Below are 14973 nucleotides of genomic sequence, written 5' to 3'. Positions count from 1 at the left end.
AATGAGCAATACGTCTTTTACCTCACTTACCTCGGCCCTCACACTTGGCATCCTGCTACTACTCTCCTCCTGCGGAGGCAACAAGAGTGAGTTTAGGATCCAAGGGACTGTCACCGGCGCCGTCGGCAAGACGCTCTATCTGGAGCATCAGGGTCTCTCCTCGATAGATCCTCTGGACTCGGTCGTCCTAGACGAGCGAGGCAAGTATAAGATGAGTGCAGATGCCCCTGAGTATCCCGAGTTTTATCGTCTCAGGCTCGACAAGCAGGTGATCCCCTTCAGCGTGGACTCCATAGAGACGATCACAATCAATAGCGACGCACAGAGCTTTGCCACTGGTTACACTGTGGAGGGCTCTATACCGGCCGAGAAGATCAAGCATGTCTGGCTGGCTCAGCTGGATGCTAATGTCGCTATGTCGCATCTGGTACAGAAGTACGATGCCGGTAGTATCTCCTATGCAGACTTTGCTCAGAACCGAGACAGCATCCTAAGCAGCTATAAGGACATCGCCCAGAAGGTAATCTTTGAGGACCCCAAGTCTCCGGTTGCCTACTTCGCCCTCTTCCAGCAGATCGACGGTAACCTTATCTTCAATATCTACGACAAGAAGGACTCCAGGATCTTTGCAGCTGTCGCCAATGTCTACGACACCTTCTACCCCAATAGTGAGCGTAGAGATCATCTGTACAACCTCGCCCTCCGCTCCATCGCTGTCGTGCGGCAGCAGGAGAGAGCAGCCAGGGAGATCGCCCAAGTGGACTCTCTGCCAAGTAAGGATGTGCGCCACATCGGGTACTTCGATATCACCCTTCCCAGCCTCGACGGTCAGGAGATCAGTCTCTCAGATGTTGCTAATGGACACGTCACCCTCCTCAGCTTTACCTCTATGGACACAGACTGGAGCACGGCGTACCAGAGCCAGATAGCGAGCCTCTACGAGACTTACTCTCCGCGCGGTCTGAGGGTCTATCAGGTCAGCTTCGACACAGACAGCTATGTGTGGAAGAATAGAGTGGTCAACCAGCCATGGCACAACGTCCGGGACAAGGATGGAGTCTACTCCTCCCTCATCGGTCTGTACAACATAAGCTCAGTCCCCGCACTCTTCCTCATCAATGCCGAGGGAGATATCGTGACAAGAGCAACCTCCTTCGATGAAGTAAGAGGGCTACTCGGCAGACTGCTCTAACCTGTCATCCTACAGTAAGAGAGTGTGCCCCCCAACAGTCGGTGAGGGGCACACTCTCTTATTTTGACGTCAGAGAAGGTGACAATTATGTTCCCGAGTCGTCTTTCTTGTGGAGTCTCGGCTCCTCGGACGGAGAGTCTCACAGTCTGCATATTTGGCAAGTAAGAGACCGGAGGAGACACTCAGAGACTCCGTGAGACAACCTCTTCCGGTGGAGATGGTATATTTGCACCACTGACACTTCCGTGTACACCCGATCAAACGCAATGAGTTGAATGGTTTCGCAGCACTTTAATGCCTCGACCAAGCAGAAATATCTAAAAATGACGAGGATTTGCTTATTTTTGTTTCGGAAACAAGACTTACCCACTAATCAATCACGCAGACAACAGTTATATGAGCTACACCTTAGACAATATTGATATCAAAATACTGAGAGAGCTCCAGAAAAGCGGGAAGATAACCACCAAGGAGCTTGCGAGTCGTGTCGGGCTCTCTCAGTCGCCTGTCTTCGAGAGACAGCGCAAGATGGAGCAGGAGGGCTACATCAGCAAGTATGTTGCCATCCTCAATCCGGAGAAGACCGGCAACAACATCCAGGTATGGTGCAACATTAAGCTCAAAAAGCATGCACAGGAGATGGGGCAGGACTTCATGAATAAGATCATTGGCTTTGACGAGGTGGTTGAGTGCTACAACACTTCCGGCGACTATGACTTCATGGTGAAGATCTTGACCCACGATATGTCCGAGTACCAGAATTTTGTACTCAATAAGCTGGGTACGATCGATAGCATCGGCAGTCTTGACAGCGTCTTCGTGCTCGGGGTAGTCAAGCAGACATCTGCCATCCCTCTCCGAGACATCGACTAAGGGCGGAGACTTAGCATCAGCATCACGCCGTAAGAGGACTTACGGTAGGGATATTGGTGTCCGGTGACTAAGGGATTTCTTATCTCCTCTCTCCAGAAGCCTCTGATGGAGAGACTGCTCGAGCAGTGGTAGTCCAGCGTGAGCCTCATGCTGTGTAAGTCTAACCCACGCAGCCTGCTCTGGCTTTCGCTTCGCACACTTGCCTCCTCCATCGATGTGTGGGTGTAGGAGTAGCTGAGATTGCTCTCTAGTGATGTCTGCGATGATGAGAGTATCGGGATACCCGATCTGATGAGCGGAGGGAGGGCAACCTGATATCTGACGGAGAGATCTCCACGTCGGTCGGTCTGTGTGAGGAGTCTCAGGCTCTCGATCAGGAGAGATCGGGAGTTGCTTAGGATATAGGCGGCCGAGAGCGTGAGCCCCTTACCGACTGTGGCGTCTACGCCGATCAAAGGACCAAAGTGGTCCGAAGTGGTGATCGTCTGTAGATCGTATGGACTCTCAGGAGTGGCATCACTTCTTAGTCGGTAGTCAGGCAACTCAAGCAACCCCTGATACTGGTGCTTGACGACCAGGCGCGGTGTCACAGACCGGATCGCATCGGAGAGGGAAGCGAGATCCAGCGTGATGAGCCAATTAGGAAGAAGGTTAAGCGACGAGGGGAGCCCCTTTTGCTCCTTGGGACTGACGAGGTAGTGCGATCTAAAGAGTCCAATAGCCCTATCCCTATCGTTATCACTCGCCAAGTCTCTCAGGATCTCCGCAGTAGCATCTTTCCTAAGACCAATGGTAGACATCCTGAGCCGCCCTGTCATATCTGCCCCATCGCCACTGACGCCACTACATATATAGGAGCGACTTCGGACCTGGCTGAGGAATAGATCCACGGTCACGCCACTGAGTGGACGAAGCCGCAGCTCACAGGCAAGGTCATCCTTGACGAAGTAGGAGGGGAGCCGACTAAGAGTGGGATCTTCCTTGACCCACTTGGATCTCATCGCATGATTGATCTCCTCAGCAAAGTCGCTTATCCCCAGCATATACCCAAGCGTAGGAGAGATCGCTCCCTCCAGATGCCCCACCCCGAAGACCTTGCCTGCCTCCGGTAGGAAGCCCGGGATCGTACTTCCTCCATAGCGACCATACTTCACCTGCAGTTCACCGGGACTCTTACGACTATCTCCCTGAGGAGCCAGTTGACCAAAGTTGTATCTAAGGAGGAGATCCATCCGGCCATCGTTTCGGATCGTGTGCCCGCTACTCTCTTCCCCCACGATCACACCTCTTCTCCAGGAGTAATCCCCACTGTAAGTAAGACTTGCATAAGCCGGACGGAGGAGCCGATGACGCATCATGGGGGTGTGGAGAGAGAGGGTATACCTGCCCTGATACCTGTCTGTCGTACCGAGGGTAGCAATGGAGCGTAATATCTGCTCGGAGAATAGGCGGAAGGAGAGGTCCTTGTCCCGACGCTCAATGCTGGATGGGGTGTCGTCAACGAGTGCGAGTGTGTTGCTGTGGATCGTGACCGAGCCGAAGGTCACAGGGGACCACTTCACCCCGAGAGATCGATCCCAGAGCCAGTTGCGATAGACCTGAGTGGAGTGCTCCTTCTCCTCGCCAGGCGTAGGCAGGAGGGAGGAGTCGTAGACTCGGCTCCAGCCACTGTGGAGACGCACATAGTCTCCGGTGCCGCTCTCTCTGAGGTAGTCGATGGTGGAGTGCATGCGCCGACTATTCCGATCCAGTGTCTGCGGATCTCGTCGGCGATGATGTGCTAAGTCGTAAGAGAGAGTGAGGTCGGACTTATTGCCTGCGGTACTACTCTCCGGTCTCACTCTCCAGTTACTCAGGCTTAGACGATCGGAGTGCTCATAGTATATCGGCTCGCCTCCATTGTATGGCCGATCCGTATCATAGGGATCATAGCGGGGGGTACTTCTATTCTCCTGCAACGTGTATCTGACCGGAGCCTCTACTCCCCACCGCTTAGGCAGCAATTTACCTAACTCAATAATTGACTCAAGATCGAAGTAGGTGTGAGAAAGCGGTCTCTGAAGCCTCACATCACTCCTGATATCTCCATAGCCTGCACTCTGACTGCCTACCTTAAGGCTCGCTGACCCGAGGTCTGAGAGAGTGGCGCTGACATCGGTTAGCCATGCACCGCCCGACATCTGCCCTGCGCCGGATACCGACAGTTCATTGACCCAGACCTCTGCCGATACCCTCCTGCCACTCTTGTTTCTGACGCCTATCAGTATCGCCGTCACGTTACCCAGGGAGGGGTATCCCCGCAGTGAGACTCTCCCTCGGGAGTATACCTGACTTCGATCCTCACCGGCAAACGACTCCCGCTCCTCCTTCAGACTTATTAGTTCGCTGAGGTCTATCTGGAGGACATTGGCGGTGGGCCAGACGACATCCTGCAGCTCCCCATTACTCATCTTGCTATAGTCCCTCCGCGGCGTCACCTGCAGAGGATGGCGGTACTCATAGTAATTGGACGAAAAGTCCGACCCCACCCTTATGAAAAGCTCCAAATCCTGATCCCTCACCTCTCCCTCAGCATGAGTATAGAGGACAAGCTGTCGATAGTGCCGAAGGTCAAGGTCGGTAGCTCGATAGACTGCCGCTGTCTCATCCTTTGCCATATCCGGAATCGAGATCGCCAGCGCCTTCTCATCGTATCTCACTCGTGAGAGCACCCCAGGACGTCTGTCTCTTGCCACACCCCTCGGGGAAACGTACGGTATGGGAGAGCGACCCGAGTCCTCCTCCAGGCTGTGGGTCTGGAGGGTGATCTCCGCATTGGTCCGATCGGGATCTATAGTCGAGGTGTAAGGTTGCCAGGGGGAAGAAACGAGCCTAATCGCAGCGCATCTAAGGTGAATCGGCTGATTGAAGCGCCTCAGGGTGAGTCGCACTGCACTGATGTCCTGCATGCTGGGATGTATTCCCATGGTGGCATCATACTTTGAGAGCGGAATGGTAAGCTTGACCCATCTTGAGGTTTGACTGCCATCCTCACGGACCACCACTTCGCCAGTGTACCACTTGCCACCAGGCTGAAGTTCCTCTCTGGAGAGCGACAGCTGATAGCGGAAGAAGCTCTCTCTCGAGGTCAGTACTCCATCTCCATCGAGATCCTCAGTGTCCGGAAGGTCGGTCCACGCCGCCGGACGCCCTTGGATGAGCCTTGGGAGCGAGTTTCCTTCCGTACCATTGATGTACTTATACCTCTCCAGTATGCTTGCCTCAGCACGATCCCACCGCTCTCCGAGGTAGAAGTGGTAGTCATCCCCGGAGGGATCCTCCAGCGGAGAGCCGGGGAGAGTCACACCCCCCATAGTCCAAGCGTCAGGGTCAATGACAGTCCGAAGCGAGCTGATATAGTCAGCAAATAGCTCCTGCTCCTCACCGGAAGAAACTCCATCCAGTCCCACATCCTGACTCTCGATACCATCCGAGGAGAAGGAGCGAACCGGCGGGACTGACTCTGCCCGTCGCCCATGGGGAGTGGTCACAGTCGGAAGACTGCTCTCAAAGTCCAGTGCACCGTCCGGTATGATCTCCTCAGAGAAGTGGCCGAGGTCGATCAGCAGGTCTCCCTCAGGGACATCCTGTCCGGAGTAGTAAGGATCCAGCAGCCATAGCTCAAGGGAAGTGATACGCTCTTTCTCCAGATCCTGTACCTCGAGTGGCGTGGCAATGGCAGCCCAGTTGTCAGTCGCCCGACTGAGCTTGGCGCCCTCGACCCAGCCCTCGGTACGGTAGTTATAGGGACCACGCTCATCAGGATAGTAGGACAAGTTAAGCATCTGAATAAACTGCGTACCCAGCTGATTGAGGTCCCGTCTCGGGAAGAGCTCCTCCATCCGATACTCTCTCACCAGAGGCAGACGTCTCATATCCTGCCGACGGGCGAGACTGACTGGCTGCCCGGGGGCTCCGTCCCTTACCAAGAGAGGGTCGACATTAAACCATGCCAAATGGGCTCTGTGATCGGCGTCGTTCTCACCAGAGGAGGAGAGCTGCCATCTGAGAGACGAGGTAAGGTCGACGGCACTACCCCCGTCCTCAAAGTCGTCAATGACAATCTGACCTCGCTCGCCGGAAGTATTGTAGTCTGAGATCAGATGAGCGTACGCCATCCTGACCCTGAGCGAAGTGGGGAGATCGGGCGACACTTGACTGATCCCGGCGAGCCTCTGTGAGAGCCTCCTGGAGCTGTAATCGTAGGAGAGGTGAGCCCCCAGGATGGTATTACGGAGATCCTCCTGCTGGATACTCATCTTCTCCTCCCCGCTATCTTCTACGTAACCGTACAGACTGGTTCCGAAGGTAAGGTGCGAGACCAGTGACAGTTCAGCCTCTACGCCGAAGAGGGACCTCCGCTTAATTTCCGTCTGCGACTCCAGCGGGATGGAGAGCTCGACCGGCTCCTCCGATGAGCTAAGTATGGTAAGCTCCCCCTGATCATAGTCGACCTGATAGTCGGACCCCTCTATCAGTGTCCGACCGCCCTGCACTGCGGTGATGCTCCCCTTAGGGATGCGGTGACCGATCCGGACTGAACCATTTGACCTGGAGGAGACCGCACCAGTTATCCTAAAGAGATCCAGATCCTGCCGTTCCCTGGCCTTTGTCCGACTCTCCACGTACAGGCTCTCGTAGGGCTTGTACCCCCGGGGAAGGGATCTGAATGGCTCTCTCCGGGGGAGAAAAACGGTTCCCATCTCCTCGCTCACGGTCACACCCGGGATATAGTCAAACCTCCCATCACTGACTCCGCCCACCCCTCTGCTATCCTGCAGGTCCCATCCCATCCATCTCATCCAGGACTCACCGGACGGAGTCATCTCTGTCGGCACCCCGGTAGAGGGCTCGACATAGCTCAGCCTCACCTCCAGATCATCCGACCCCGTCAGACCACCTGATCCACCTATAGAGTAGCCGTTCTTCATCATCAGAGGCCAGAGCTCCGAGGCGGGAGACTTATCGCGGTCTACCAGGAGAGCCGCCGAGATCTTACCGGATGGATCGGCATCGAAGGACCCGACACGTATGATCCGCCCCTGATACTGATACTCATAGGCGACGGCGAGTCTCTTCGTGTCGGCGATGGGGAACTTCAGGGAGATAAAGCCAAGGAGGCGATTGACCTCATAGCTCTCCTCATCCAGGCGTACGGCATAAGGGATCTCTACCTCATTACCGGAGCCCTGCCCCTCAGGGGGTGTCTCAGCCTCCTTGCTCAGAGAAGTATAAGCAGTCACCTTATGCACCCGACCACCATTGTCAGAGGTATTATCCGACTCCATCCAGACAGTGACCCGAAGGATCTTGATCTCGCTCGAGACGAGGGGGAGCCTCTTTAGCGCATCATCGTACTTTTGGGCAAAAAACTCCGAGAGGAAGAAGTGCTTATTGACCTCATAGTCCGAGCTCTTCAGCTCGAAGGGGTAGATCTGCTTCCCTCTTCTGACAGTCATCCTCCTGACGTTGTCCCTCCCTATAGAGGTCAGGAAGCGTAACTGCAGCGGACCGATCCAGAGGTCCCCCGTGACCCCGAAGAGATTAGATGGCATCGAGATCAGAGGGTTGTGGCTCCTGTAGTTGATATTACCCGCCTGCAGTGACTGTAGGAGCTCATACTCTGCTCCCTTATAGCCCAGTCGGAGCCTATTCTTGGATGAGCTCAGCCCCCGATCGGTATTATAGTCCAGGTCGAGAGAGAGCCGATCGCCGTAGCGTACACTGGTATGTAAGTTACCCTGATGCTCCAGGAGAGGGACAGATCTCTTGCGGTAGGCCTGAGGGAGGAGAGGATTGTCCTCCCATATCGTAGACTGTCCCACAGAGAGAGTGATCGAGCCACTGGAGGTGACCCTGAGCTGAGGGGGTGTGACCATCGCACTATCTCCCGACAGCTGGGCAGCTGCTGAGATAGGAGCGAGCAGTCCGAGCACAGAGAGCAGGAGTAGGAGACGACCCTTCATCAGCGCTCAGCAAGTTATTTAGATCATCTTCAGCCCCTTGCGGATGATATCATTGACACTCATCTCCGGATCCTCTCGGATCAGCTTCTCGATGACCTTATGAGCCATTGCCTTCGTATATCCCAGTGTGACAAAGGCCTGCTCAGCCTCATCCAAGACCTCTTTGCGGGCAGTAGGCGTAACGGTTCGGCTGACACTCATCTCCTTCGTCCCCATATAGTCTGCCATCTCAGTCACCACCTTGTCTTTCAGGTCAAGGATCGCCCGCTTGGCCGTCTTAGATCCGATCCCCTTGACACTCTGTAGTGACCGGTCGTCTCCGGAGGCAATGATAGAGACCAGATCCCCAGCGGTAAAGGTACTGAGGATAAGTCGCCCCGTCGCAGGACCAATGCCGGAGACACTGGTCAGCAGACGAAATATCTGACGCTCGCTTAAGTCCATAAATCCGTAGAGCTCAAATGCATCCTCCCGGATCACCTCATGGACAAAGAGACGCACCTCGTCGGACTCCATTCGGTCCAGAGCATTGTACGTATTGAGGGTGATATTCAGCATATACCCAATGCCTCCCGCCTCTACGACGACAGCTGTCGGAGTCTTGGAGGACAATTTCCCATAGATATACTCAATCATGGTTGAAAGGTACCAAAAAATATGACTTCCCTTATTCTCGAAAAGAGTAATCGCGATAGAATCAGCCTTCATAGGTCGTCTGTCTCAAGACAAGAACGTGAGAGAGCCACACCTAACTGGCTATCAGCATGTAGGAGTCCCCTAATTCTATTACCGGTATTGGTCGCATCTAATACCGGTAATAGTGTCAGCTAATACCGACTATAGATTTGACTAATACCGGTATTAGGCCGAGGGGTGCTTTGCCATGAGACGACACCGGCACTCAGGTCTTACCACGACTGCTTTTCCGGATGGAAGACCCTATGAGCCGTCAGGGTTGCGGGGGGACCTCTTTTAGACTAATTTTGTGCCTACATAAGTGACCATATCATGTATGAATAGTATGAGTATAGAGGAGCTGTACCAAGTCTTCCTGCGTCATCCCTCCATCTGCACCGACTCAAGGCAGGTAGAGCAAGGGGACTTTTTCGTCGCCCTACCCGGCGAGCGGGTGGACGGAAATACGTTTGCCGAGGCGGCGCTAGAGCTCGGTGCTGCCGTGGCTCTGGTCTCAGATCCGGCTCTCGCCGAGAGGGACGAACGCTGCATCTACACCGAGGATACGCTCCTTGCACTGCAGCAGCTCGCCAAGAGACACCGGGAGAGCTTCAGGATCCCGCTGCTCGCCATCACAGGAAGTAACGGCAAGACCACGACGAAGGAGCTCTGCGCCGTCGTCCTCACTCAGAGGTACAAGGTACTCTATACGGAGGGAAACTTCAATAACCACCTCGGCATGCCGCTCACTCTCCTGCGTCTCACTGACGAGCATGAGATAGCAGTGGTGGAGATAGGGATCAATCACCCGGGCGAGATGGCTCCTCTCGCCGATATTGCCCGTCCGACCCACACTCTGATCACAGGGATAGGGAAGGCGCACCTCGAGGGTTTTGGTTCACTCGAGGGGACGCTGCGAGAGAAGAGCATACTGGCCGAGAGAGCCTATGAGAGAGGGGGAGTCGTTTTCCTTAATCTCGATGACCCGCTCCTCCGAGAGCGCTGGTCTGACAAGGCTCAGGTGACCTACGGTCTGGCAGATGGCTCCTACGAGAGGGAGCCGGACTTCAGGGTGACGATCCTGAGAGAGCAGCCCTACCTCTCCCTCCGCATCAGCTGTAGCCTGGGAGAGCAGGAGGTGAGGACCCATCTCGTGGGGCGATACAATTACCACAATGTCCTCGCAGCCTTTGCCGTCGGGGTGACCTTTGGACTCACTATGCCTACGATTGCCAACGCAATAGAGTCCTATACTCCGACCAATGACCGCTCTCAGGTCGTCAGGCTGCCGCGCCATGTCTCGCTGATTATGGATGCGTACAATGCTAACCCCTCCTCGATGCGGGCGGCCATCGAGAATCTCTTTACCGCACCAGAGCCGGCAAAGTTTGCCATCCTCGGCGATATGCTTGAGCTGGGCGACGCATCTGAAGAGGAGCACCGGGAGATCATGAGACTGATGGAGGGGGAGCCGGAGATCACGACACTCTATGTGGGCGAGACCTTCTGCCGACTCGCCTCGCCGGAGACGATGGCCTTCCGAGACATTGGGGGGCTTCGGTCGTTTCTCGAGGTGATCGAGGTGCCGGACGAGAGTGTCTGGCTACTCAAGGGGTCTCGTAAGATCGGGCTTGATAGGCTCAGAGACACACTGGCGATGAAGGCAGAGGAGGGGGCATTAGACTCCCACATGCTTCCCAATTCGAAGTATAGATACTGATCTCCTATGAGCCTAGACCTATACGCTCTTCTGCTGACTCTGGGAGCCGGGATGGCGACACCTCTCGGGGGCGCCCTAGCACTCATCGGTCGGAGAGGATCCCATGAGGATCGGCTCCTCGCGCTGGGTATGGGGCTTGCCGGTGGTGTCCTCCTTTACCTGGCTCTGCAGGGCTTGCTACCTGAGGCATACGAGGAGCTGGTCTCACTCTATGGGGAGCGGGGGCATCTCCTTGCTCTCGTGGGCTTCGCCGGCGGCATGGCGGTGATGGCACTACTCGACAGGCTGTTGCCCGGGAGCACTCACCACACGCACCACGACAACGGAATGAGGATCACGGAGAATGCAGAAGAAAAGCGCTCTCTACTCATCTCCGGGCTGGCGGCTGCAGTTGCGATCTCGATCCACAATATCCCGGAGGGGATGATGCTCTATCTGACGGCAGCGGAGTCGCCCATAGAGGGGATCCCGGTGATGCTGGCCGTCGGCATGCATAATATCCCTATCGGACTCTCGATCGCCATTCCTATATACTATGCCGGGTATGGGCGCATGAGGGCGCTGTTGGTCTGCCTTCTCTCGGGGGTGATGGAGCTGATCGGAGCGGTGCTCGGAGCTTTCCTCTCCGCGCCGATGGAGTCGCCCCTTTTCCTTGGTCTGATGCTTGCACTGATAGCCGGGATTATGGTTTACGTCTCTTTCGATGAGCTGATCCCCGCCGCATACAGCTACGGGAGGCGCCACGCCTCCCTCTATGGGATCCTTTTGGGTCTGCTCTTCATGGGGCTGACGATGGCTCTGATACACCACTGATCTTTATGGAAGGCAATTTTACAATCGCCCTGATGATGACCCTGCTGGCAGGGCTATCCACAGGCATCGGCGCTGTGATCGCCGTACTCTCCAAGCGAACCAATAAGTCACTCCTCTGTGTCGGACTGGGACTCTCCGCCGGGGTGATGATCTATATCTCCTTCGTGGAGCTGCTGTCTCAGGCGCGGGTCTCTCTCGTGGAGACGTGGGGACCGGTGGGAGAGCTGTATGCGGTGCTGGCTTTCTTCGGCGGTATACTAGCGACACTGCTGATCGACCTGGCAATCCCCGAGACGGAGAATCCCCACGAGATCCACGGCGTAGAGGAGATGGGTACCGGGGAGGATCACTCTATGGAGGGTCTGAGGAGGATCGGGCTGATGAGTTGTCTCATCATCACGCTGCACAACTTCCCAGAGGGCATGGTCACCTTCCTTTCCGCCCTTTCGTCCCCTACCACAGCATTACCAATAATGCTGGCAATTATGATCCACAACATCCCTGAGGGCATCTCCGTCTCCGTCCTGATCTACTACGCGACCGGGAGCCGCTCACGGGCACTGCTCCTCGGCGTCCTCTCCGGACTGGCTGAGCCGGTCGGGGCACTGGTGGGCTACCTCTTCTTACAGCCCTACCTGACCCCTGCCCTACTCCACACCACCAATGCGGTCATAGCGGGGGTGATGATCTACATCTCGCTCGATGAGCTTCTCCCGGCGGCAGAGCGGTATGGGAAGCACCATCAGGCGATCCTGGGCGTGATCTCCGGCATGGCGGTGATGGCGGGGACACTCCTTGTATTGTAAAAAAGACTATACTTCCTCCTTTTTCCTAAATCTCCCTTATAATCAGCCTTTGGGAGAGTTTCGAGGGGGCTTTTTGCGTATATTTGTGCCGTGAATGAAGGGCGTACCACACGTCCTCAACTCAAGAACTATGAACTATCTACTAGTGCATCCTCTAAGGCTACGTATCCCCCTATTGCTCCTCGTCCTAATGCAGCTATCAGCAGTGGCAGAGGCGCAGGAGTCACTCCGCGAGGAGATGAAGGAGATCTCTATGGAGGGGAAGAAGGTGAAGGGTTTCCTGGTACCGGTGCGGACAGAGTACGGCGAGAGCCTCCCGACCGTAAACCTCGGACCGGTCTCACTATATCGGGAGATGAAGTATGCTACCCCCGAGGAGCGCAGAGCCTATAACCGCCTGGTAAGAGACGTGAAGATCACCCTTCCCTACGCCAAGATGGTGAATGAGACAATGATGGAGACCTACGAGTATCTCCTAACCCTGCCCAATGACAAGGCTCGAGAGGCTCACCTCAAGCGGATGCAGAAGGAGCTCTACGAGCAATACAAGCCGGAGATGAAGAAGCTCACCCTCCGACAGGGCAAGCTCCTCCTAAAGCTGATCACGAGAGAGACCAATAGCACATCATACGAGCTTATCGACTCATTCCTTGGCGGCTTTGCGGCAGGATTCTGGAATATGTTTGCCAAGTTCTTCGGCGCCTCTCTGAAGGCTGACTATGATCCTTATGGGAAGGACGCCATGATCGAGCGAGTCTGTACGGAAGTTGAGTACGGACTGATCTAAAGTTACTCCTCAGGTATTGGGAAGCGGTAATCGCATCCCTCTGCATACCTAGAGCATCCGAGAGCTGTCCGTCCACGAAGGAGGTGTCCCTTATGACACTTAGGACAGAGGTCTCCTTCATGGGGGACAATATCATCAGATCTATCTGACTTAGAGGAGGAGCGGCGCTGCCGTTTCTTCTTTTTTGCTTTCCCCCCCGAGGAAGAGGACTTCTCCTCCTCGATCAGGGCACTCATGGTGCGAGGATCACGGATCACCTCAGCAACCATACGAGTGACCTTCTGCGTCAGGTCGGAGATGAACTGGCGAGCATCGTACTCTCCACTCTCGATCTGGCGCAGCTTCCGCTCCCACTGACCGGTCAGCTCCACACTCTTGAGCATGTCGTCACGGATGATGTGGATCAGCTCCTTACCAAGTGGGGTCGGAAGTAAAGCTTTCCGCTGCTTGCGGATATAGTCTCGATTAAGGAGTGTCTCGATGATGGCGGCGCGAGTAGAGGGGCGCCCGATACCGTTTTGCTTCAGCGCCTCCTTCATCTCCTCACTCTCCACCAGTTTGCCGGCAGTCTCCATCGCCCTGAGGAGCGTCGCCTCAGTGTAGGCTCTTGGAGGGCGGGTCTGCTTCTCTTGCAACTCCGGTTTGTGCGGGCCCTGCTCTCCCTCTACAAAGGCGGGCATAATACCCGTAGGCTGCTCTTCGTCCCCAGACTCCTTATCATCCTCAGGTTTTACCACAGCCTGCCACCCCTGATCGGTGATCACTCGCCCATTGGCTCGGAAGCGTACGCCCTCGACTGCTCCCTGGACCGTCGTCTGCTCGTACTGCATATCGGGATAGAAGGCGGCGATGAAGCGTCTCGCTATGAGGTCGTAGATCTGTATCTCCTCGTTAGTGATTAGTACCCCGCCCTCACCGGTCGGTATGATCGCATGGTGATCGGTCACCTTACTATTATCCACGACACTCTTAAGTTTCCGGAGCTTCTTATGCCCCAGTGGGGAGATTAGGTCGCTCAGCATCCGGTGATGCTGGTAGAGGTTATTGAGGATCTCTGGACACTTGGCGAAGACATCCTCAGTGATATAGGTTGTATCCACGCGCGGATAGGTGACTAACTTCCGCTCGTAGAGTGCCTGAATCGTTCGGAGGGTCTCATCGGCGGAGAGCCCCAGCTTCTTATTTGCCTCGATCTGGAGGGAGGTAAGGTCAAATAGATGCGGAGGAGCTTCCTTCCCCTTCTTCTTCGTCACCTTAGTGACTGAGAAGGGCTTACCCGTGATCTTATCCAAGATCTTCTGCGCCTTATCGACCGTACTGTAACGCCCCGAAGTAGTGGCAAAGGTTGTCTCCCGGTAGATCGTCTTGATCTCCCAGTAGGGCTCCGGGACAAAGTGCTCTATCTCCTCCGCCCTCTCGACGATAAGGGCAAGTGTCGGCGTCTGTACACGTCCGACAGATAGCAGACGGCGAGAGTCCCCCGACCGATACTTAAGGGTATAGAGCCGAGTCGCATTGATCCCAAGGAGCCAGTCTCCGATCGCTCGCGTCATGCCGGCATAGTAGAGTCGCTCATACTCGGCAGAGTCGTGGAGGTGATCAAAACCCTCCCGGATCGCCTCCTCGGTCATCGACGAGAGCCAGAGACGCCGGATCGGGACCCTACAGTCAGCCAGCTGGAGTACCCAGCGCTGGATCAGCTCTCCCTCCTGACCTGCATCACCACAATTGATCACCTCGTCAGCCTCGGATACAAGTCTGCAGATGATGTCAAACTGGTGCTTGATGCCGCTATCCTTCTTAAGCTTGATCCCAAATCGCTCCGGCACGATCGGCAGATGGACAAGACTCCACCGCCGCCACCTTGTGGCATACTCCGCCGGCTCCTTCAGCTCACAGAGGTGACCAAAGGTCCAGGTGACCCGGTATCCATTGCCCTCCATATAGCCGTCGTGTGCCTCATTGGCACCCAGGACAGCGGCAATGGAGCGCGCCACAGAGGGTTTCTCAGCGATACAGACCTTCATCCGATAGACAAGGGAAGGGATGGGAAAGACAGGTTCACACCGCTCTCCCATCCCTTTGTTTCTTAAATTAAAAAG

9 protein-coding genes are annotated in these 14973 nt (G+C 55.4%); 6 read left to right on the top strand and 3 right to left on the bottom strand.

Going from position 1 to position 14973, the window contains the following annotated elements:
* The first annotated feature begins 1 nt into the window (after window position 1).
* Window positions 2-1192, top strand: coding sequence for a TlpA disulfide reductase family protein (locus tag B088_RS00260; RefSeq protein WP_018106399.1), 1191 nt, complete (start codon window positions 2-4; stop codon window positions 1190-1192).
* 396 nt (window positions 1193-1588) lie between these two features.
* Window positions 1589-2065 (top strand): Lrp/AsnC family transcriptional regulator, encoded by a 477-nt coding sequence (locus tag B088_RS00255; protein WP_018106398.1) that lies wholly within the window; start codon window positions 1589-1591, stop codon window positions 2063-2065.
* Here the strand turns inward: B088_RS00255 and sov are convergent.
* A complete protein-coding gene (sov, locus tag B088_RS00250; protein ID WP_018106397.1) occupies window positions 2062-8070 on the bottom strand; it encodes a T9SS outer membrane translocon Sov/SprA in 6009 nt (2002 codons plus the stop codon). The genes B088_RS00255 and sov overlap by 4 nt on opposite strands.
* An 18-nt stretch (window positions 8071-8088) precedes the next feature.
* Window positions 8089-8706, bottom strand: a complete 618-nt coding sequence (gene ruvA, locus B088_RS00245; RefSeq protein ID WP_018106396.1) for a Holliday junction branch migration protein RuvA — start codon at window positions 8704-8706, stop codon at window positions 8089-8091.
* A 376-nt stretch (window positions 8707-9082) separates the two neighbouring features.
* Here ruvA and B088_RS00240 point away from each other — a divergent pair, with 376 nt between their 5' ends.
* The 4 genes from B088_RS00240 to B088_RS00225 all read left to right on the top strand — a co-directional run bounded on the left by B088_RS00240 (window position 9083) and on the right by B088_RS00225 (window position 12871).
* Window positions 9083-10465: a UDP-N-acetylmuramoyl-tripeptide--D-alanyl-D-alanine ligase gene (locus tag B088_RS00240; RefSeq protein WP_018106395.1), complete on the top strand. Its 1383-nt coding sequence runs from the start codon at window positions 9083-9085 to the stop codon at window positions 10463-10465.
* A 6-nt stretch (window positions 10466-10471) separates the two neighbouring features.
* On the top strand, window positions 10472-11278 hold the full coding sequence (locus tag B088_RS00235) for a ZIP family metal transporter (protein ID WP_018106394.1): 807 nt from the start codon (window positions 10472-10474) through the stop codon (window positions 11276-11278).
* A 5-nt stretch (window positions 11279-11283) separates the two neighbouring features.
* Window positions 11284-12084, top strand: a complete 801-nt coding sequence (zupT, locus tag B088_RS00230; protein ID WP_018106393.1) for a zinc transporter ZupT — start codon at window positions 11284-11286, stop codon at window positions 12082-12084.
* 253 nt (window positions 12085-12337) lie between these two features.
* Complete coding sequence (locus B088_RS00225) at window positions 12338-12871, top strand: DUF4294 domain-containing protein (RefSeq protein ID WP_245546710.1); 534 nt, start codon at window positions 12338-12340, stop codon at window positions 12869-12871.
* Window positions 12872-12873: 2 nt separating this feature from the next.
* Here B088_RS00225 and B088_RS00220 read toward each other — a convergent pair whose 3' ends face one another.
* Complete coding sequence (locus B088_RS00220; protein ID WP_018106391.1) at window positions 12874-14949, bottom strand: DNA topoisomerase 3; 2076 nt, start codon at window positions 14947-14949, stop codon at window positions 12874-12876.
* Window positions 14950-14973: the final 24 nt, after the last annotated feature.

The sequence above is a fragment of the Porphyromonas bennonis DSM 23058 = JCM 16335 genome, from assembly GCF_000375645.1.
Taxonomy (GTDB): domain Bacteria; phylum Bacteroidota; class Bacteroidia; order Bacteroidales; family Porphyromonadaceae; genus Porphyromonas_A; species Porphyromonas_A bennonis.
Note: the sequence above shows the minus strand (reverse complement) of the source record. Positions and strands in the feature narration are given on the sequence as shown.